Genomic DNA, 21794 nt, shown 5'->3' on the forward strand with positions numbered 1-21794 from the left:
AAGCACAACTGTGCGTTTTTACGTGTTAATAATTTCTTATCAAACACATTATTATATATAAGACAGCCAGACTCCCAGTATTTTAAAATGTCATTAACCGCCGTCTGCGGGATATACGCATGCGAAGGACGCATTCATCATTAAATAACACGACTGCTGCTGAATTCATCCGAAGTGTTCAGAAAGACGAAGATCACTGATTTAGCAATACATTGATTTTGGCCCAGCGCCAGAAATATCGCGTCAACCACGCGACATTACGGTAGCCCCCATCATTACAGCGTCAAAATCACCTCTTCGAGCGTTTCCAGCGCGACCGGGCGTGACAAGAAATAACCTTGCGCGGCAAACGCTGGCGAGTTCTGCACATCGCGCCACTCTTCCAGTGTTTCAACGCCTTCGACAATGACGCCACGGCAATAACGGTTCATGAGTTGCAGCAGTAACGTGAACAGATTTCGCCCCTCTGCGGTTTGTCGCAGCATGACAAACAGATCCCTGGCGACTTTGATGTAGTCGTAACGCACTTCACTGAGCGCGGAGAAGTTTGCCATTCCGGTCCCAAAATCATCCAGCCAGAGCGGGCCAAACTCGCACATTGAGGCGAACGATGAATCTTTTGGCAGACGGATATGCTCTACCAGCTCGAAACGCAGCCAGGGCAGACGTTCAATCGTTTTCAGGATCTCGCTCTGTTGGTGTAGGGCAATAAGCGTCGGGCCGTCGACATTCACCGAGGCCAGCAGATCATGGTGCCTGAAAAATCGCTCATTCTTTTCCAGCAGGGAGAGTTGCTCTTTGACAACATCGATACGGTGTCGCACCGTCACTTCGGCAAAATAACGATCCGGTGCCAGGCGTTGAGCGGGATTATCAGGATGTGTTACCACTGTCAGCAATTCGACAGCCATCAATCGCCCACTGGTCTGATAGATCGGTTGGTAGGTATAAGCCCGCTCGCACTGCAGCCAAAAGCGCCGCTCCTGCAAGCTTTCGATGCTTGCATCAGGAATGCTTAGCTGCTGGATAACCTGCTTTATCATCTCAGATGTCCTGTGTGTGAGAGTGTGACTGCCCGGACTCGTCAAAGGTTATCGGCGCTTAAGCGGAGAACTTTATGTTCAGTCCTTCGCAAAATAAAAACAGATCGCCAAAAAATCAGCACAGAACACGTGCTGGCTCAAAAAAATAATGGAACGTTGTTTTAATATAGTTGACCACTAAACACCCACAGCGCACACTACCGCTACTATTTTCAGAGCAGGTCCACGACTATGTCCAAAAAGATTGCCGTGATTGGCGAATGCATGATTGAGCTGTCACAGAAAGGCGCAGACGTTCAGCGCGGATTCGGTGGCGACACGTTGAATACATCCGTTTATATCGCCCGTCAGGTCGATTCTGCAGCATTATCCGTTCACTATGTCACCGCACTGGGTACTGACAACTTCAGCCAGCAAATGCTGGAATGCTGGCAGGGTGAAAACGTCGACACCTCCCTGACGCAACGCATGGACAATCGCCTGCCGGGCCTCTACTACATTGAGACCGACAGCACCGGCGAGCGCACGTTCTACTACTGGCGTAATGAAGCCGCGGCGAAATTCTGGCTGGAGAGCGAGCAATCTGCCGCGATCTGCGAAGCCCTGGCGACATTCGATTACCTGTATCTGAGCGGCATCAGTCTTGCGATCCTGAGCCCAACCAGCCGTGAGAAGCTACTGAGCCTGCTGCGCGAGTGTCGCGCCAACGGCGGAAAAGTCATTTTTGACAACAACTACCGCCCTCGCCTGTGGTCAGGCATTGAAGAAACGCAGCAGGTGTACCAGCAAATGCTGGAATGCACTGATATCGCCTTCCTGACGCTGGATGATGAAGACGCGCTGTGGGGCGAAAAACCGGTTGAGGATGTTTTTGCACGCACCCATGCGGCGGGCGTACAGGAAGTGGTCGTGAAACGCGGTGCGGACTCCTGCCTGGTCTCGATTCAGGGTGAAAATCTTATCGACGTCGCGGCCGTGAAACTGCCGAAAGAGAAGGTGATTGACACTACCGCAGCAGGCGACTCCTTCAGCGCAGGTTATCTGGCGGTGCGCTTGACCGGCGGTACTGCGACTGAGGCGGCAAAACGCGGACATCTGACCGCCAGCACCGTCATCCAGCATCGCGGGGCAATCATCCCACGCGACGCTATGCCTCAGTAATGCTCATTATCAGGCCTACAAGACCGTAGGCCTGATAAGTGTAGCGCCATCAGGCATCACACCATCACCAGTCTATTGAGCCGCCGGAATATCGGTCACTTCCGGATGCGACTCATCCATTTCTACGCTGCTCGTGGCGGCCGCTGAGGTGACAGGCGCCATGATTTTATCCCACGTCGCCTGCAGGTCCTTCATATTGAACTCAGGTTCGCCTTTCGGTTGTAGCAGGGTCAGTGCCATATCCTGCGATAACTGCTGGCGAAGATCCTGATTCAGCATTTCAACAGTGAGGCTGTTGAGGAAGTCCTGGCGCAGTTTCTGATATTGCTCAGGGGCGATATCCACCACCTGATTTTGCAGCGAACGCATGCGTTGGCTAATCAGGATGTCAGTATCAGTACGCGCGTAGGTTGCAAACAACTTCTGCAATTCCAGACTCTTTTGCGCCACCAGCGCGTTAAATTCCTCTTCCGGCAAGCCATCGTTGCGAACTTCCGCCAGCTCACGCGCCACCATTCCCAGATTCGCATTCAGCCTGTCGTTGGTTGACTCGATGTTGATTGCGCACTGGGCGCGCAGGAACAGTACCCGGCAGTCGAAGCCAAGGCCAATTTTAGCGTTGTTCTTGCTCAGCGCTTGCTGGACATGCCAGAACAGCGCTTCACGGGCTAAATCGGCACGCCAGTAACGCAGCAATGCGGCAGATTCGCGGATCGGTTGCCACGGCGTGTCCCACATAATAGAAAGACGATCCTGGCGTACGGCATCCGTCATAATACTGACCGCTTCTGCACGTAGCGGCGAAAGAGTCGGTACTGGCGCAGGTGTTTCACGCTTACCTTTTAATTCGCCAAAGGTTTTGTTGATTTGCTCCGCAACCGAACGCGCATCAACATTGCCGACAATAATCAGCGTCATTGCGTCCGGGGTGTACCATTTCTGGTAGAAATCTTTAATTTTTTCCGCATCGACCGGCTGTTTCAGCGGGTCTGCGGGGTCATGGCCTAACAATGCCGACCCTTTCAACCGATAGCGCCACCAACCTTCTTTGGTGTCCATCGGCCAGGTCGCGACCATATCTTCGCTGCTCAGCGCGTAATTTACCGTTTCCGGCGTGATCGACAGATTACCTGAGACGGTGGCCAGGTAAGAGAGTGCTTCTTTAAGCAGATCGTTACGGCTATTTGGCAAGCTGAGGTTATACAGCGTGGAATCGTAGGAAACGATAACCGGCGGCATCGGGCGTTTAGGATCAAACCCTTGCTGCCAAAGTGAACGTGCTTGCGCTGCCTCCAGGCCGCCGCTTTGCGTCAGCGCAATGCGCGGGATAGCATGGCTGAAACCGCTCTGCTGTGTGCTCTCAGCGAGAGAACCGGTATTGACCAGCAGGCGAACTTCAATTCGGTCGCTGGGGCGCTGCGGAGTAGCTAAGACTTGCCACTGTAAGCCATTTGCCAGCGTCCCTTGTTGCCATGCTGGATCGGGCTGGAGCGCATCAGCCTGCACATAGCCGGCAGCGGCCATCATCAGCAAACCGCCTGCTAAAAGTCGAATTTTTGTGCCCTGCATGTGAACCCCTGATCAACAATCCTGGTAATAAAAAGACAATCCTGAAAAGGCTTATCTGAATATGACGTTAAAAACACTTCGTGTTAGACCGCAAGAACATGGAAATGTCACGGATGAAGTGTAAAAAAACCGAAGCCGCCCGGTAAGACGATTCTGGTGCAGGGGTCAATTATGCGCAAACACCCGCAGTCCTGGAAGGGACTGCGGGCATTAGAGGTGAGATTAAGAGGATATTTCGTGCGATTTGCCATCCGACGCACGATTATTCAGCACATCGTCGAGTTTTTTGTGGTCCAGCTCTTTCACCCATTTAGCAACCACGACGGTTGCCACGCCGTTACCGACCAGGTTGGTCAACGCACGGGCTTCAGACATAAAGCGGTCGATACCGAGGATCAGCGCCAGACCCGCAACCGGCAAATGCCCGACGGCGGAGATGGTGGCAGCCAGAACGATAAAGCCACTTCCGGTAACCCCGGCAGCCCCTTTCGAGGAGAGCAGCAACACTACCAGTAGCGTTATCTGATGGAAAATATCCATATGGCTGTTCGTCGCCTGCGCGATAAACACCGCCGCCATAGTCAGATAGATGGAGGTACCATCCAGGTTGAATGAATAGCCGGTTGGAATAACCAACCCGACGACCGACTTCCGACAGCCCAGTTTTTCCATCTTGTCGAGCATACGCGGCAACGCAGACTCAGAAGAAGAGGTTCCCAGTACAATCAGCAGCTCTTCACGGATGTAGCGAATAAATTTGAAAATGCTGAAGCCGGTTGCTCGGGCAATCCCACCAAGTACCACCACCACGAACAGGATACAGGTGATATAGAAGCAGATGATCAACTGCCCTAACTGCACCAGCGTCCCCACGCCATATTTACCGATGGTAAAGGCCATCGCGCCAAACGCACCGATAGGCGCCAGACGCATGATCATATTGATGATGCCGAAGATGACCTGTGAGAAGCTTTCAATCACGTTGAAAATCATCTGTCCTTTGCTGCCCAGACGATGAAGGGCAAAACCGAACATCACGGCAAACAGCAATACCTGCAGGATGTTACCGCTGGCGAACGCACCAATGACGCTGCCCGGAATGATATCCATCAGGAAGCCCACGATCCCCTGGTCCTTCGCCTGCTCGGCGTAAATCGCGACGGCTTTGGCATCCAGAGTTGCCGGATCGACGTTCATCCCGGCGCCAGGTTGCACCACGTTAACAATAACGAGGCCGATGATCAGCGCAATAGTACTGACGACTTCAAAGTACAGCAGCGCAACCGCACCTGTGCGGCCAACGGCTTTCATGCTTTCCATACCTGCAATGCCGGTCACGACAGTACAGAAGATGACAGGAGCGATGACCATCTTAATGAGCTTAACGAACGCGTCGCCAAGCGGTTTCATTTGAGCGCCTAATTCAGGGTAGTAATGGCCAAGGAGGATACCAATGGCAATTGCTGTCAGGACCTGAAAGTAAAGGCTTTTAAATAAAGAGGTTTTCATAGGGTGTCCTTGAAGTAAAAACCACAGGCCTTGTGAGGTTATGATTGACCTGCGGCCTTAAAATAACACCCCGACAACATGACAGAAATGTACCTGGATCATAATTGAAACAAAAATGTTAAAAAGTTTGAACTGGCTCGCACAAGCCCGGCCTTTTTAAACTTTTGTAATCAGGCTATACGTCTTTCAAGTACCGCTCTTCAAACACTTCAGCAGGTACAGGGCGGGCAAATAAGAACCCCTGCGCCACTTCGACACCCGCTTTTGCCAGCCAGTCACGCTGCGCTTGCGTCTCTACACCTTCGGCGATCATCTGTAAATTGAGGCTACGCGCCATCAGGATAATTGCAGTGACCATGCTGTTATCTTCCGGTAGCCCATCAACAAACATTTTATCGATTTTGAGCACATCGACCGGTAGCGACTTCATGTGTTGTAGCTGGCGTAACCCCGCGTACCCCATGCCAAAATCGTCCAGCGCAATACGGACGCCCGCATTACGCAATGGGCGTAAGATCGCCACCGCCGCATGAGGGTCGTCAATCCGGCGACTTTCCGTCACCTCCAGAATCAATGTGCCCGGCTCAATGCGGTAACGGTTTAATAACTCCAGCAGATCCGACACCATACTTGGGTGCATGAGTTGCAACGCAGAGAGATTCACGGAAAGTGGCATCATCAGACCGCGCTCTTGCCAGGCCGAAAGCTGGCGGCAGGACTCTTCCAGCACCCAATGGCCAACCGTCACCATCAGGCCACAGGATTCAATGCGCTCAATCAACCCTTCAGGCAGTTCCCAGCTTCCATCCGGCTGCTGCATACGCAACAACGCTTCCGCGCTCAGCACCTTGCCACTGGACATCTCCACCTGCGGCTGCAACCAAATGGCGAACTGGCGATTATCCAGCGCGCTAAGAATGTCGCTCTCTTCTGTCAGGCGTTGCTGCGCCAGTTCCATCTGTTTCGGATCAAAGAACTGAATTTGATTTTTGCCTTTGCGCCGCGCGGTAAAGGCGGCAGACACCGCGCGACCATACAGCTGTTCCGCGGTCAAATCGCCATAAAACATCGCGATGCCAATACTACAACTGGGGCGCAGTTGTATGCTTTCGATCGGCAGTCGCTCGTTAATGATAGTGAGCACTTGCTGACCTAATGTTATCGCATGCCACGGCTCTTTGATGCCATGCCCGATGATGGCAAAGTCGTAACCGCTCACCTGAGTGAGCACCATTCTTGGTGCCAGCACGGATTTCATCTTTTCCACCAGCGTCAGCAGCAGGATTTCCCGCTGCGTCTCTTTCAGAACGCCAGCAGTATCCCGCAGTGTTTCGCACGTCACTATCATCAGTGCCGTCGTCAGTTGGCGCGCCACCACCTGCTCCAGCATCCCCATCAGGAACGCTTTATTCGGCAACTCTGAAACCGGAAAACGCATCGCGTTGTCCGTTTGTTCTTCGTTGTAACGCAGCAAAATCTGCTGGTTCAGGTTGTAACTGCGCACCAGCATGCCGATTTCATCATCCTGATGCAGACGCGGCATAGTCAACTGATGTCCAATCAGATCTTGTTGCGAAACGTCATTGAGCTCACGAGCAATATTGCGCAACGGATGCAAAATCAGGCGGTTCACACACCAGGAGATGGCCACGGTGAGCACCAGCGACAAAAGTAAGTAAATGGTCACTAACGTGGAGATAGTGCTGATGACAAACTTATACATGCGGAACGAGTCGGCCTGTAGCACCAGATACGCCAGCGGCTGCGGGTTGGCCGGGCGTTCAAGCGAGTAAACCGGCAGCGAGATCTGTACCGGCAGCTCAAACAGGCGAGTGACCATGACCGGTACCGGGCGCTCGGGAATAAAGCTGATGCGCAGTGCCTGGAACTGATTAGGCAACACGACATCGGCGCGGCTGACCACCCCGGCAGGTTTAATACTGACAAGAATAGATTCCGCCCCGGGGATATCGGCCTTGAGAATTGCCGCAGACAAAGGTTCCCGAACAGAGCGAGCGATGCTTTCCAGTTGCGTAGCCGTGTTATAGCGGTTCTGCTGTACCAGATGAAACAGCAAAACGGTGCAAAATATAAAAACGAACACCATGACAACGGCTGCAACCATTGCCATCTGCTTAATTGTTAACGAGCGACTGACGCGCAAATTGACTCTCCCTGGAAATCTTTAAAAGCCGCCAGAGTATACCTGATCGTGGCGGCATTAAGAGAGGCGGTATCTGAAAACTTACCAGTCGGCGTAAGGCACCAGCGGCTGTGGCGGTAAATCCATATCACCCTGCCAGCCTGCAGCAGAATAACGCGCATACAACAAGAAATGGCTTGGGGTGTAGTCCTTCGCCTCCTGAATATCTATCGCCGTTCCGATAAACCAGTTCGAGGTAACGCGACGCTCGATCAGAGCCCGCGCCGTGTAGCCAAAGCCCTGACTGCTACCCCCATCGTTGGTCTGATTAGCGGCCTCTTCCTGCCATTCTGTTGGGATGAGATTCATCAGCGGATAACGCGGCATCGTCTTGGTGCGCGAATGCGACCATGAGACGGAACCGCCCAGCTCCCATGACCAGTGTTCTGTGCGTTGACGCCACATCACCGGTACGGCGAAGGAGAGATACTCTTGCGGGCTGTAATAACCGCCCTGACCCAGCGAGTATCCACTCAGGTCTTTGTCGTAGTGCCAAATCATGTTGTTCAGACCGATGGTGACACGACGATTATTCTCGTTAATGATCTTGTAGTAGTAACCGGTCATCCAGCGCACGCGCCAGTTGTCTTCCACATTCTGCCCGGTGAGCTGATCGCCGGTCAGCGATGCCCAGACGCCGTTCGCTTCGCCTTTGTCATAGCTGAGGCTGACTCCGCCGCCGTCTGCACGAACGCCGCCCCATGTTTTGTTGGTATTACTTGGCGCATCTTTCTGCCCGCCAAATGCCAGCAGGGAACTGGAGATAGGACGACGGTGCGCGTTCAGGGTGTAGCCCAACGGACCGATGTCGTTGCTGTAACTCACGCCACCGACGACATCAACGACATTGAAGCCCATTGGCGTAGTGCCAATATCCCAGCTCCAGGTGTCATTCGCCCAGCCAACAGCGACGCTGGCGCCACGATCCGACTGGCTGCGGCTGCCGCTACAGTCGGACAAAGTACACGTACCCCAGTTGTCATCGTATTTCCCGTTGGCATCATCAGAGAAGCTGCCAACGTTCACGTTAACCATGTCGGTACGAAAGAACATACGCCCGTCGGAATACGGCGCATCCACATGCAGCATGGTGGTGTGAGCTTTCAGGTCAGAATACCCACCGGTACCGCTCGATCCCCAATAATCATGTTCAAGGGTGACGTTGAGATCCTGCTGACGATATAAATCCGCTGCATCGCTACGTACGCCGCGTTTCAGCCAGTCGTCCTTCTCGTCATTGCGCGTCAAACGGGTAAAAGTATCGTTATCTTCTGGACGCGTTGGTGTGATACCCGCAGCCACCATCGCATCTTTGTAAGTCTCAAGCGCCTGCTCTGGTTCGCCTGCCTGCGCCTGAATAGCTGCGGCGTCTCGCAGAACCATCGCATTTTCCATCGACGGCGGCTGCGATTTCGCCTGCGGCACAATTTTATTGAACGTTTGCTGCGCACTCGCGGTGTCGCCTAACTGCATCTGCGCCAGCGCAATACGACGCTGCATGTTGATAGACGGCGTTTCTCCGGCCTCTGTCGCAGGCAATTTTGCCAGTTCGGCGCGTGCCGCTTCTTTATCCCCTTGAGCGATATAGACTTCCGTCAAACCAAGATGGGCATCAACGTTATTCGGCTCACGCGCCAGAACCGCCTCATAGGAAGCGCGTGCCGTCGCATACTCACGGCGCTGCTGCGCCCAGTCGGCAAGCGTTAAATCAATACGCGTCGAGGCGGGTTGCTGTCGGAGTAACTCTTCCGCTTCCCGTTCTTTGCCGCTGTCACGCAGACGGTTAGCGGTTTCCAGCACCTGATTGCTTTGCAACCGGTCTGCCAGTTCCTGAATGTTGCTGTTCCACTGACTGCGCGGTAGGCTGTTAATATGCGCCATTGCCGCACGATCCTGATTATTACCGGAGAGGTAAAGTCCGTAGGCATAGACCTGTTCCGGGTCATTGGGTTTCTGGCGCGCCAGCGCGCTCATTTGCGCGTCAGCCTGGCTGCGCTGCCCGGCATTCCAGAGATCGCGTGACAAACGATAAGTGACCCAAACGCTGCCCGGATCCATTGCCAGTCGGCGACGGTGTAGTTCAGCGGCTTGCGCCCAGTTCCCCTGGTTTTCCAGCGCTTCTGCCTGCTGCGCCAGGCGATCGTTTTCCAGACTGCGCTCAATGTCATCAATGCTGCGACGCTGGCTGGCGGAGAGCGAGGCGATAAATGCCGAGGCTTTCTCCGGGGATTGCTGCCGATAAATATTCGCTAACCCGCGCACCGCGTTACTGTTGCTGCTGTCCATGCGCAGCGTTTGTTGATAGTACCGTTCAGCAGCGGCGTAATCTTTACGCGCCATCGCCACATCGCCCAGCCCCAGCACCGCATAGCTGTCGGTGTTATCAATGCTTCTCGCCTGCTGATAAAGACGTTCTGCCTGGTCCGGATTATTGGCTTTCAGAGCGGCATCGCCCTGCTGAATCGCCAACCAGTAGCGGTTCACTTTGAGCAGACTTTCCCACTTGTCACGGCTGCTGCTTTGCGGGTCCATCGCAAGGGCTTTCTGAAATTGCACCACGGCACGCGCGCGATCGCCACGCTGTGAATACGCCTGTCCCAGCGCGCCAACGGCTTCGCTGTCGTTATGATTGGCGCTGACGGCCTGCTGTAATTCCGTGACGGCTTTGCCGCCTTGTCCGGCGTCAACCGCAGCCATCCCCTGAGCTCTCGCTCTGAAAGCCGGATCGGCCAGCTGCTGTTGTTGTTCATTCAGCTTGCCACGCGCCGCATTGACGCTGTCGCCTTCGCTGAACACCGTCAGATACTTTTGCAGTGCCTGCACGCTGGATTCACTTACCGGCAAGTCTTTGATCTGCTTATACCAGATATCCGACGCCGCGTTGCGTCCGCTGCTGGATTTCGCCATCTGTTGGAGTACCGCAAAACCTTCTTCGCGCCGTCCGTCATCAAATAGCAACTGAGCCAGTGTATTTTGTAAACCGTTGTTGCCCGGGTTGCTGGCGTTGATTTTTTTGAGCTGATTAATGGCGTCGTTGCGCCGCGCGGGTAATTTCGCCACCGTCGTCCAATATTCGACCGCCAGCTCACCTTCCGGCGGATTTCCCTTGAACAGCTTATCGTAAGCGGCAATCGCTTCTTCCGGATGCCCGGTGGTGGCCTGCAGACGCGCTTCTTGCAAGGACTGTCTTCCCTCCGGCGTAGAGAGCAGCATGGTCGTGCGGGAGGATTTATACGCGGTAGAGCTCGGCGCTAACTGAGAGAGTCGGTCGAGCTGTTTCTGTGCCCCTGCGATATCGCCCTGACGCAGTAAATAGCGAAAACGGGCGGCAATCACGTCCGGATTATTCGGATTCATCAGTTCCAGACGGTACAAAGACTGGCGCACCAGATCTTCACGGTGCGAAGCTTCGCCGAGTCGCACCTGCTCCAGCAATTGCTGTTGCGCGGAAGGCGCAGCATGAACCATCGGCATTAACGTCAGACCGAGCGATAAACTGAGTAAACTTAGTGTGAACTTGCGCATTCCTGGCCCCAGTCAGGTAGTAACTCACCGCGAAGGGTGAAGCGAAAACGATGCTGATCCCAGCCTTGTCCAAAAAGGGTCAGCACGTAGCTGTAATAGGCATCGCTGCCAGGAAAGTTGTCGGTCACACGCTGCCGCTGCACCGCTGTCGCATCGCGGTTTTGCAGGAAAGGCAGCAGAGCGGCAGAAAAGCCGACCGGGCCATTGCCCTGCGCTTTGCCGCTGGCGACGTCCACTTTCTCCGGTGGAATGCCGTTTTTTGTTGTCAGGGTAGCCATTGGTTTAAATCGCGCGAGCAGACGCGCTTTTTGCGGATCGCCATCATGCAGCATGCCCGCCCACATATAGACGCGAATGGCATCGTAGCTGCTGACCAGCGTTTTTTCCGGCTTCAACTGCCAGCCTTTGTTTTTCTCATAACGCACCCAGTCCGGCGAAAAACCTTTCGGGGCCGTTTCCAGCAGCAGGCGAAGATTGGTTTCACGCAGGGTGGTCCACGGCGCGCCAAAACGGGTAAAGTACTGCGCCAGTTGCGGTGGTAAATAGCTGGGATTAAAGCGCCAGCTTGTCGTTTCCGCGAAGCCGACTTTCCCCGGTAACAACATGGAACCCAGCCCCGGCACGGTGACCACTTCCTCGCGGGCAATGCGTTTTAACAGCGCGGTGCCGATTTCGGTATAACGCGGCGTTTTCCACAGCCTGCCGGCTTCCAGCAAAGACCAGGCAATCCAGATATCGCTGTCGGACGCCGAGTTACCGTCCAGCACGCTCCACGTTTTCGGGTCTTTTTGCCCCCAGAGCCAGGCCGGCAGGTGCTCCTGCAAAGAGCCTTGCGCCAGGTTGTTTTGCGTCCAGTCCAGCAGGAGATCAAACGCCGGGCGGTCATTCGCGGCGAGGGCAAAGAACATCGCGTAGCTTTGCCCTTCAGAGGTGCTGATTTTACGCGCATCGCTGGGATCGATTACCCGCCCTTGCTGGCTGATGTACTCTTTTTTGAACTGTGTCCAGGCAGGCCATGTGCAGGCGGCCTGGACATTCACGGCGGCGACCATTAACACCGTTAACGTCCATCCACGAAGCGCGTTCATCGTTAATTACTCATTGTCCGGATCAAGACGACGGCGGCTAATGATACGCAGCAGACGCCACAGCACCCAGGCCAGAAGCACGACGCTCACCGCCGCCAGAATGGCCAGCAGGACCGGGTGATTCGACAGGGCATACCACAGACGTTCAAACCACGGTAAATGGCCGACGTAGTAAACATCCCCTACCCGAAGGCTGTTAACACCAGACTCACGAATGACCGAAACAGAACCAAACATCGCCGCTCGTTTTCCGCTGTCGTTCATTGCTTCATTCAGTAAGGTATAACCGCGCGGGCTATCGGCCAACAACGCAATCACACTTCGCTGATCGTTAAACGGTGACTGGAAGCCCACCACCGCCGCCATTGGGCCAGAGGAGGTCAGAGTCGTACGCACATCCGGCGCACGATCGGCCATATCCGGCATAATGCTCGGGAATGCGGTCTGGCGTGTCGGGGTGTTTACCCAGCTCTGCGTCGCCTGTACCAGCAGATCGATTCGCTTATCATCTTTCAGCTTATCGGGGATGGTGCCGATTAACATGATGTCGGCGTCTTTACCCTGAATCTGGCTGCTATCGTCGACGATGTTCAGGTTAATTGACGGGAAGCCGGTTTGCGCCCCTATCGTCCCGGTCACATCCAGCAGCGTTTCCATCTGTGCTTCGTTCGGGGTTTTCGGCATAACCATGATGGTTTCGGACAAGTCAGCCATACGGCTGAACGGGAAACCCGCATTCGCGAAAGCACGCAGATCCGGCATCGCGATAAAGTGGTAATACTTCGAGAAGTCGATAGTGGAATCGTCGCTGATCACGACATGATTCTGTACCGGTTGGAAAGTCACGCAGTTATCAACAGATCCCCCTGGCATCGGGTTCATATACTGGAAGTCAAAGCGCAGCTGGTTCATTGCCCCCAGTTTCAACGCCGGGATCGCGACATCCGTTTTACCGTCCAGAAGCCCTTGCAGGACCGGCAGGCGCAGCAACAGGCGATTGCTTTCCTGTGTGCTGTTCAGATTAAACGCTTGCAGGAACTGGTTATTCAGACTGATATCCATCCGCGAACTGTCTTTCTGCGGCGGCGTGGTGTAACGGTAGTTGAGGTTCATATCAATACCGGTACTGCGTAACAGATACAGATCCGGCGGCAGGTTCAGCGACATGTTGATCGGCGCAGGTTCCAGCCCTGTTGACTGTAACTGCTCTTCATAGGTTTTCAGCTCGCCAAAGGTCACCGCGCGGTCAGTACGCACCCAGTTCGGCGCATCATAGGGCTGACGGGCCAGCAGCGGCTTCACTTCATTCACCACCACGCTATTGCCACGGAACAGAATATTTCCCTGAGCGATCCCCTTCGCGGCCTGTAACAGGTCTTTGTCATCACGACCAAAGACCACCAGCAGTTTCACATACGGGTTATCCGGATGGTTCATCATCTCGACAACCGGAGCTTTCACCGCCGGATAATCGCGCAGGAAGTCAGGGCGTTTGTCGTTAGTGGCAAAGACTATCGCATTACGATCCGGCAGTTTGTTATACATCACCGGGAAGTGCTGACCGCGCCAGCCCGAACGCGAACCAAACCAGGAAGAGACGATCGATGCCGCCTGTTGCAGTTCCCGATCCGGTGATTGCGCAAATACCATAGGCAAGGTAACAGGACGATTATCTCGCGAGTCAAAGAACGGGATCGGGAAGTGAGAAAGATCGTTGTTTACCGGCAGCGTCTGGTAAGTCAGATCCAGTACGCTACTGCGGCCGACATCCACCCACAGCGTGCTGCTGGCTGGATTTTCACAGACATCACGGTAGTGCCCGACGAACTCCAGACGCACCCGGTTAAAATCGGTAATAAACAAAGGGTTGATCGGCATCTGGGCCAGCGTTTTTTTACCCAGTTGCTCTTTAGTGACCGGCAATACGCCCATCAATTCATCGTTCAGGTAAACCTTGAGCTGAGACTGTATCGGCAACAGCGACGGCGAAGGGGTGTATTCGAGGTTCAACACCGCTTTCGAAACCACTTCATCGCTGCGCATCCCGAACTCAATACCACCGTTCGGGTTGACGCCACGCAGAACCATGCTGCCCGGCGGCGGCGCGATTTGCGCAAAGGTGAGCTTCACGTCGCGGGAAGGCGCCTTCTGCTCGACAATGGGCGCATTTGCCCCCGCCACACCCGGCATCACCTGACCAACGGGCTGATTTTCATCTGCCGGCGCAGGCACAGCTGGCGCCTCTGTTGGCTCATCATTTACCAGTGGTTGCATTGCAGGCGTCGCATGCGTCATGAAAGAAGGGAACGTGCTCATCCCTATTGCCACTGCACAAATCCAGGAAAGTTTTCTTTTCATCGCGTTATCATCATTGTTGAGCCATAACCTGATCCGGCTGTTGTACCGCCACGTCCCGCTCTGGGCGACGTGGAATAAACGACACAATCCAGGAAACCAGCGTCGTCAGAGACCGGAAAATTACTTTGACGGAAGACGGGGCAAACTCCGCGAGGTGCCGATAACCACGGAAGCCCAGCTTCAGAATATCCAGCAGACTTTCCAGAGGTTTATCTTCCGGGAAGCTGTCCTGCCAAAGCGCCCAGGTATCTGCCCGGGCGAACGTGCACTGTACAAAATCAATATGTTGCTTCGTGGTCAATGGCATCAGTTGCAGCCCCACTTCATTGCCCATCACGCGCACAACTTGCGTCGGGAAGACATATTCCTGCTGGCCGCGCTTGAGCAACAAATTCACCTTCTGCCCTTCCAGCACCTGCGCCTTGCCGTTGATCTTGATCCCCAGACCGCCGTCGGAGAAGTCATGCACGGTGCACGAGAACAGATGACCATCTTCACGGGCAATCGCGGCAGGCATTGAGATCTCAACACGATGCGCCCGTCTGACCTGTTTGCTCTCCACAGAAACGGCCACCGCGCCGCCGAGAATAATCAGGTTGTATAAAACCCATACCAGGCTGACGATCACGGTGAGGATTTCGTTTTCAGGACCGTAATAGAAGCGCCAAACGCCCACAGCCACGCCCAGCAGGTTGAGCAAAACCAGGAAGATATAGGGTCGCGAGATAACCCAGTCCACGTACTCCTCTTCGACCAGCCCGCCTTTTGCCGTCACGTTAAACTTCCCTTTGTGCGGGTTGATCAGCGCCACCATCGTCGGCGGGGCGATATACCATGCCAGCACCGTTTCGTAGATCTCACTCCAGAACGAGTGGCGGTATTTCCCCTGGATCTTCGAGTTAGTCAGGCTGGCGTGGATCATGTGCGGCAACACGAACAGCGCAATCATCAGCGCAGGGGCATAGATGATATAGGCGTGTAACAGCAAGAAGGCCAAAGGCGCTGTGAGGAAGATTAGCCGGGGGATACCCGACAAAAAGTGGAACATGGCGTTCACGTAACACAATCGCTGCGCCAGCTTTAAGCCTTTGCCGGTGAGCGGGTTGTCCAGACGGAAGATTTGCACCATCCCACGCGCCCAACGAATACGTTGCCCGATATGCGCTGACAGACTTTCTGTCGCCAGCCCTGCCGCCTGCGGAATACGCATATAGGCAGAGGTATAACCACGGCGGTGTAAACGCAGCGAGGTATGGGCGTCTTCGGTCACGGTTTCTACGGCAATGCCACCAATCTCATCTAACGGTTTACGACGGATCACCGCGCACGAACCGCAGAAGAAGGTGGCATCCCACATATCGTTGCCATCCTGCACCAGCCCATAGAACAGTGTCCCTTCGTTCGGCGTTTTGCGAAAACGCCCCAGGTTGCGTTCAAATGGGTCCGGCGAGAAGAAATGGTGTGGCGTCTGCATCATCGCGAGCTGTTTCTCTTTGAGGAACCAGCCCATCGTCATTTGCAGGAACGAGCGCGTCGGCACGTGGTCGCAGTCAAATATCGACACAAACTCGCCTTTCGCATACTTCAGTGCGTTGTTAATGTTCCCGGCTTTCGCGTGTTCATGGGTGGGGCGAGCGATGTATTCCACCCCTACGGTCTGAGCAAACTGGCGGAACTCTTCTCGCCCGCCATCATCCAGAATCCAGATCTTCACCTTATCTTTTGGCCAGTCGATACCCAACGACGCATAAATGGTGTTTTTCACCACACTGAGATCTTCGTTGTACGTGGGCACAAAAATATCGACGGTCGGCCATTGCGCCATATCTTTTGGCAACGGAACAGGCTGACGATTAAGCGGCCAAATGACCTGGAAATAACCCAGCACCAGAACGATCCAGGCATAGGTTTCGGCAAACAGTAAAACGAGACCACACACCAGACTCACCGGGTCATCCCAGTTCAGCGTCGACGTGTAGCGCCACCAGATATAACGGCAGGATACCGTCAGCGACAGCACGATCAGCATCAGAGCGGAGAAACGTCCCGGCAGTCGGCGCACCAATAACGCCACCCCCCACAACAGAATAAGGAAGATAAACTGTGACAGTGGGTTAAACGGCTGGGTAATACAAATCACCGCTAAAATCAGCGAAAACGTTACGATAATGCCCAGAATAAATCGACGCGCCCCAGTGCTGAGATGCCCCAACTCTTTTTTCGTGTCCAGGTGGAGAGTGCGCTGGCTTACGCGCTCAGGCAACGCGTCCATCCATTGATGGTAGCGACCACGCACGCCCTGCAAACGGGCAAACGACCGCCAGCGCGGTTCGCTATTTTCTTTTCGCCGGGAAGTCGCCATCAACCAAAGCGTTTGAATGGCGTAGCGGACAGGATCCAGAGGACGCGGGCGGGCGGCGTTAATATGCGGATACAGCGCCTTATGCTGGCCACGAACACGCTGCCAGCGCGGATGTTCAAGCGGGATAAACATCCATGCCAGAATCACCCAAAAACAGCCCATCGCGGCGCTGAAACATGACGCGCCATGACGACGATAACCCTGATAACGCTCGCTCAGGCGCGCGCTAACCGGCGGAATGAGTAACCACCGGGACAGGATACTCATGATGGGCTCCCGACAGGCGTTTTATGACTGGCATAATGCAACAGACACCAGTTTGCCAGCGTCAGTATCTCTTCTGCCGCCAGTGAATCGCTGCGATACTCTCCCAGCGGCTGTTTCGACGCCATGCACTCCGCCATCGCTTCATCCCGGTGAATGATCATCGGTAACAGACGACGCTGGCTTTGCAGCCAAATCTGGTACAGGTCATCCTGCAACTGGCTGCCGATGCGTAAGTCATTAATCAGAATATGCGCACCAGTAGGCAGCGCCTGCTGGTGAAGACGGATATGGCAGTTCGTGTCTGCTTTCACCACAGCCAGCGTGTGATCGCAAATATTCACCCACTGACGGGTGATCGGTGAAGTGTCAGAGGGAAGATCCAGCAGGATCCATGAATAATGCCCGCTCTCTTTCAGCGCGGAGATCCCCTCGAAGATACCGCCCAGGCGATCCTGCCACTCCTGAGGGTTTTCACGCTCTTGCGCACTCAGTTGACCAAATGGCAGCAGGTCGAGTTGCGAGGTGTAGCGCATTCCGGCATCACGCCAGTCACGGTTATCCAGTATCGCCCTCGCCCAGCCTTCACGGTGAACAAAGTCCACGTTGAATGACAGGCGCAACAAATTATCGGGACTGGCATCCACGACCAGCACGTTTTCCCCTAATATCTGCAACGCCCAGGCGAGTGCCGAAGTGATCGACGTGGTACCCACACCACCGCGCACGCCCTGCAATCCCAGAATAGCCATCCACGGCTCCCTTATTGTTGTTGCGCAAATTCAGCCAGCAACGGCCAGCGTTTAATCGCCGCAGAGAGCTGCTCGCGTTGGGAAATATCGGTGTAATCTATTTCAGGCAGCGAAAATGCCTGACTTAAGGCCAGAAAATCATTTTGGAAGGTATAGCCCAAAGCTGAATCAGACTGAGTACCTGGTTCATTGTTATACATTCTGATTTATCCCTTTTGAATATACTCACCATGCTTCAGACATTTTTCTGGCTGCATTCCATCCCTTCCCATCGTTAATCTTCAGCACAGAGAATCTGTTCGCTTTTTGAACTTCCTGGTGCACAATTTATAATGATAATGAAAACTCAGAGAACGATGTCGCAAGGCTTCCTGCCTGACGGATGGATTCACATGCTAAATCTGATGCGTTTTAATTTCAATGTTAGGTTTATTTCTGTGCTTTCGCTAGTAAACTGATAAGCAGATAAAATAGTGACAAGAGGGACACTGTGGACCCCGTATTTTCTATCGGTATCTCATCATTATGGGATGAACTGCGCCATATGCCAGCTGGCGGTGTCTGGTGGCTTAACGCTGATCGCAATGAAGACGCCATCAGCATGGTGAATCAAACGATTGCGTCTCAAACAGGCAACGCGAAAGTCGCGGTCATTTGCATGGGGAACGATCTGGAAAAATCGGTTAAATTAGATGAGGCTCACGGCCCGGAAAAAATTCAGTTATTTTCCATGCCGAACTCGGAAAAGGGACTATACTCCTTGCCCCGCGATTTGCTTTGTTCCCTCCAGCCCACTCATTATCTTTTTATTCTTATTTGCGCAAATAACGCGTGGCAAAATATATCTTCAGAGCGACTACGTCAGTGGCTGGCAAAAATGAATAAATGGACCCAACGCCATCACTGTTCACTGCTGGTCATTAACCCTGGGAACAATAATGATAAGCAGTCATCATTGTTGATGGGAGAATATCGCTCACTTTTCGGTCTCGCCAGTTTACGTTTTCAGGGCGATCAACATCTGTTTGATATTGCATTCTGGTGCAATGAAAAAGGGGTCAGCGCACGTCAGCAACTCACCTTGCGCCATCAGGATAATCGCTGGGAACTGGCGCAACAGGAAGAAGCGGAGATCCAGCCTCGTAGCGATGAAAAACGGATCCTCGGCAATGTTGCCGTACTCGAAGGCGCTCCCCCGCTCTCTGAGCACTGGATGCTTTTCGACAATAACGAAACCTTATTCAATGAAGCGCGTACCGCTCAGGCGGCGACAATTATTTTCTCTCTGGCTCAGAATAACCAAATCGAACCGATAGCGCGAAACATCCATACCCTGCGTCGCCAGCGAGGCAGCGCGCTGAAAATCATTGTGCGGGAAAACACCGCCAGTTTACGCGCCACCGACGAACGCCTGTTATTAGGCTGCGGCGCCAACATGGTCGTTCCGTGGAACGCGCCTCTCTCTCGCTGTCTGACGTTAATTGAAAGCGTTCAGGGGCAACAATTTAGCCGTTACGTACCGGAAGACATCACCACGCTTCTCTCCATGACGCAGCCGCTGAAACTGCGCGGTTTTCAAAAATGGGATGTTTTCTGCGAAGCGGTGCACAACATGATGGCCAATACACTGCTTCCTGCGGATGGGAAAGGCGTTATGGTGGCGTTACGACCGGTACCTGGCATACGTGTGGAGCAGGCGCTCACATTATGCCGTCCTAACCGCACCGGCGACATCATGACCATTGGCGGCAATCGTCTGGTGCTGTTTCTGTCATTCTGCCGGGTTAATGATTTGGACACCGCGCTGAACCATATTTTCCCGCTGCCGACAGGTGATATTTTCTCCAACCGTATGGTCTGGTTCGAAGACAACCTGATCAGTGCCGAACTGGTGCAAATGCGTTTACTGTCGCCAGAAATGTGGGGCAAACCGCTGCCGCTGGCACAAGGGCCGAACCCCGTTTTGAATGCTGAACACGATGGGCGGGTCTGGCGTCGAATTCCAAAACCATTGCGACTGCAGGATGATGCTATGGAGCGAACATCATGATGAATATCAATGATATCATTCAAATCATTGTCTTCTGCGCACTGATTTTCTTCCCGCTGGGCTATCTGGCACGCCATTCGTTTAGCCGTATCCGGAACACGACCCGGCTTTTATTTGCCAAACCTCGCTATGTAAAACCAGCCGGAACCTTGCGCCGCGCTTCGAAAGTCAAGGCAGACAACAAATGACTCAGTATACTCAATCCTCATCAATGCCTTCACCGTTATGGCAATACTGGCGTGGGCTTTCAGGCTGGAATTTTTACTTTCTGGTGAAATTCGGTCTGCTTTGGGCCGGCTATCTCAATTTCCACCCATTACAAAACCTGGTATTCATGGCCTTTTTGCTCATGCCAATACCAAAGTACAGTTTGCATCGCCTTCGCCACTGGATTGCTATTCCGATTGGTTTTGCGCTTTTCTGGCATGATACCTGGCTACCAGGCCCGGAAAGCATCATTAGCCAGGGTTCGCAGGTTGCCGGATTTAGCGCCGACTATATGCTCGATCTGGTGACCCGTTTTATCAACTGGCAGATGATTGGCGCGATATTCGTCCTGTTGATCGCCTGGTTGTTCCTGTCGCAATGGGTTCGGGTGACGGTTTTCGTCGTTGCGATCCTCGTTTGGCTTAACGTGCTGACGCTGGCGGGGCCGAGTTTCTCTCTGTGGCCAGCAGGCCAGCCTACCAGTACGGTCACGACCACCGGCGGTTCTGCGGCAGCGACCGTAGCAACTGCGGGCGATACGCCCGTCGTGGGGGATATTCCGGCCCAGACGGCACCGCCAACCACCGCGAATCTGACAGCCTGGCTGAGTACCTTCTACAATGCCGAAGCGAAGCGGAAAACACCGTTCCCGGGTTCACTTCCTGCAGATGCTCAACCGTTCGAACTGTTGGTGATCAACATCTGTTCACTCTCCTGGTCTGATGTCGAAGCCGCAGGTCTGGCGTCGCACCCACTGTGGGCGCATTTCGACATCCTGTTCAAACACTTTAACTCCGCAACCTCTTACAGCGGCCCGGCGGCAATTCGCCTGCTGCGCGCCAGCTGTGGTCAGCCTTCGCATACGAACCTGTATCAACCGGCGGGTAATGACTGCTACCTGTTTGATAATTTGTCGAAGCTGGGCTTCACCCAGCATCTGATGATGGGACATAACGGCGAGTTTGGCGGCTTCCTGAAAGAAGTTCGTGAGAATGGCGGCATGCAAAGCGAGCTTATGGACCAGAAAGGTCTGCCTGTCACGCTGTTGGGCTTTGATGGCTCCCCGGTTTATGACGATACCGCCGTTCTTGATCGTTGGCTGGAAACCACCGAGAAAGATCAAAACTCGCGGAGTGCGACGTTCTACAACACCCTGCCGCTACACGACGGGAACCACTTCCCTGGTGTCAGCAAAACGGCGGATTACAAAGTTCGCGCCCAAAAACTGTTCGATGAGCTGGATGCCTTCTTCACCGAGCTGGAGAAATCTGGCCGTAAAGTGATGGTAGTGATGGTGCCGGAACACGGCGGCGCGCTGAAAGGAGACAGAATGCAGGTCTCCGGTCTGCGTGATATCCCCAGCCCTGCTATTACCAATGTACCGGCTGCGGTGAAATTCTTCGGAATGAAAGCCCCTCACCAGGGCGCGCCAATCGATATCAATCAGCCGAGCAGCTACCTGGCGATCTCCGAACTGGTAGTGCGCGCCCTTGACGGGAAGCTGTTTACAGAAGACAACGTTAACTGGAACCAACTGACGGGTGGACTGCCGCAGACTGCACCGGTCTCCGAGAATGCCAACGCAGTGGTGATTCAGTATCAGGGTAAACCTTATGTACGCCTGAACGGCGGCGACTGGGTACCTTATCCGCAGTAAACCGAAAAAGGCCGCAGAGTCTCCTCTGCGGCCTGGTTCGGGCGCA

14 protein-coding genes are annotated in these 21794 nt (G+C 54.0%); 4 read left to right on the forward strand and 10 right to left on the reverse strand.

All coding sequences use genetic code 11. From position 1 onward, the window contains the following. Positions 1-275: 275 nt before the first annotated feature. Positions 276-1043 carry a cyclic-guanylate-specific phosphodiesterase gene (gene pdeH / locus NNO04_RS11950; RefSeq protein ID WP_271444824.1) on the reverse strand — a complete coding sequence of 256 codons (768 nt, stop codon included), beginning with the start codon at positions 1041-1043 and terminating at the stop codon, positions 276-278. Positions 1044-1274: 231 nt separating this feature from the next. Here pdeH and NNO04_RS11955 point away from each other — a divergent pair, with 231 nt between their 5' ends. Next, positions 1275-2204, forward strand: a complete 930-nt coding sequence (locus NNO04_RS11955) for a sugar kinase (RefSeq protein WP_271444825.1) — start codon at positions 1275-1277, stop codon at positions 2202-2204. Positions 2205-2276: 72 nt separating this feature from the next. On the opposite strand, the gene NNO04_RS11960 is transcribed toward NNO04_RS11955, so the two are convergent. The 9 genes from NNO04_RS11960 to bcsR all read right to left on the reverse strand — a co-directional run bounded on the left by NNO04_RS11960 (position 2277) and on the right by bcsR (position 18034). After that, on the reverse strand, positions 2277-3773 hold the full coding sequence (locus tag NNO04_RS11960) for a M16 family metallopeptidase (RefSeq protein ID WP_271444826.1): 1497 nt from the start codon (positions 3771-3773) through the stop codon (positions 2277-2279). A 222-nt stretch (positions 3774-3995) separates the two neighbouring features. Beyond that, on the reverse strand, positions 3996-5282 hold the full coding sequence (locus tag NNO04_RS11965) for a dicarboxylate/amino acid:cation symporter (RefSeq protein ID WP_271444827.1): 1287 nt from the start codon (positions 5280-5282) through the stop codon (positions 3996-3998). 175 nt (positions 5283-5457) lie between these two features. Next, positions 5458-7446, reverse strand: a complete 1989-nt coding sequence (hmsP, locus tag NNO04_RS11970) for a biofilm formation regulator HmsP (RefSeq protein ID WP_271444828.1) — start codon at positions 7444-7446, stop codon at positions 5458-5460. Positions 7447-7527: 81 nt separating this feature from the next. Then, the gene (bcsC, locus tag NNO04_RS11975) at positions 7528-11010 is read right to left on the reverse strand and encodes a cellulose synthase complex outer membrane protein BcsC (protein WP_271444829.1); all 3483 of its coding nucleotides are present in this window, start codon (positions 11008-11010) and stop codon (positions 7528-7530) included. After that, on the reverse strand, positions 10992-12098 hold the full coding sequence (bcsZ, locus tag NNO04_RS11980) for a cellulose synthase complex periplasmic endoglucanase BcsZ (RefSeq protein WP_271444830.1): 1107 nt from the start codon (positions 12096-12098) through the stop codon (positions 10992-10994). The genes bcsC and bcsZ overlap by 19 nt, the downstream gene beginning before the upstream one ends. A gap of 6 nt (positions 12099-12104) precedes the next feature. Next, the gene (gene bcsB, locus NNO04_RS11985) at positions 12105-14456 is read right to left on the reverse strand and encodes a cellulose biosynthesis cyclic di-GMP-binding regulatory protein BcsB (protein ID WP_271444831.1); all 2352 of its coding nucleotides are present in this window, start codon (positions 14454-14456) and stop codon (positions 12105-12107) included. 10 nt (positions 14457-14466) lie between these two features. Next, a complete protein-coding gene (bcsA, locus tag NNO04_RS11990; protein ID WP_271444832.1) occupies positions 14467-17085 on the reverse strand; it encodes a UDP-forming cellulose synthase catalytic subunit in 2619 nt (872 codons plus the stop codon). Next, a complete protein-coding gene (gene bcsQ / locus NNO04_RS11995; RefSeq protein WP_271444833.1) occupies positions 17082-17834 on the reverse strand; it encodes a cellulose biosynthesis protein BcsQ in 753 nt (250 codons plus the stop codon). The genes bcsA and bcsQ overlap by 4 nt, the downstream gene beginning before the upstream one ends. An 11-nt stretch (positions 17835-17845) precedes the next feature. Continuing rightward, entirely contained in the window at positions 17846-18034 is a 189-nt protein-coding gene (gene bcsR / locus NNO04_RS12000) for a cellulose biosynthesis protein BcsR (protein ID WP_162382606.1), read from the reverse strand. A gap of 290 nt (positions 18035-18324) precedes the next feature. Here bcsR and bcsE point away from each other — a divergent pair, with 290 nt between their 5' ends. Genes bcsE through bcsG form a run of 3 tightly spaced genes read left to right on the forward strand, consistent with a single transcriptional unit; the run spans position 18325 to position 21748 of the window. Then, the gene (gene bcsE / locus NNO04_RS12005) at positions 18325-19884 is read left to right on the forward strand and encodes a cellulose biosynthesis c-di-GMP-binding protein BcsE (RefSeq protein WP_271444834.1); all 1560 of its coding nucleotides are present in this window, start codon (positions 18325-18327) and stop codon (positions 19882-19884) included. Next, positions 19881-20072, forward strand: coding sequence for a cellulose biosynthesis protein BcsF (gene bcsF, locus NNO04_RS12010; RefSeq protein WP_271444835.1), 192 nt, complete (start codon positions 19881-19883; stop codon positions 20070-20072). The genes bcsE and bcsF overlap by 4 nt, the downstream gene beginning before the upstream one ends. Beyond that, on the forward strand, positions 20069-21748 hold the full coding sequence (bcsG, locus tag NNO04_RS12015) for a cellulose biosynthesis protein BcsG (RefSeq protein ID WP_271444836.1): 1680 nt from the start codon (positions 20069-20071) through the stop codon (positions 21746-21748). The genes bcsF and bcsG overlap by 4 nt, the downstream gene beginning before the upstream one ends. Positions 21749-21794: the final 46 nt, after the last annotated feature.

It is taken from the genome of Citrobacter sp. Awk 4, from assembly GCF_028069725.1.
Taxonomy (GTDB): domain Bacteria; phylum Pseudomonadota; class Gammaproteobacteria; order Enterobacterales; family Enterobacteriaceae; genus Citrobacter_D.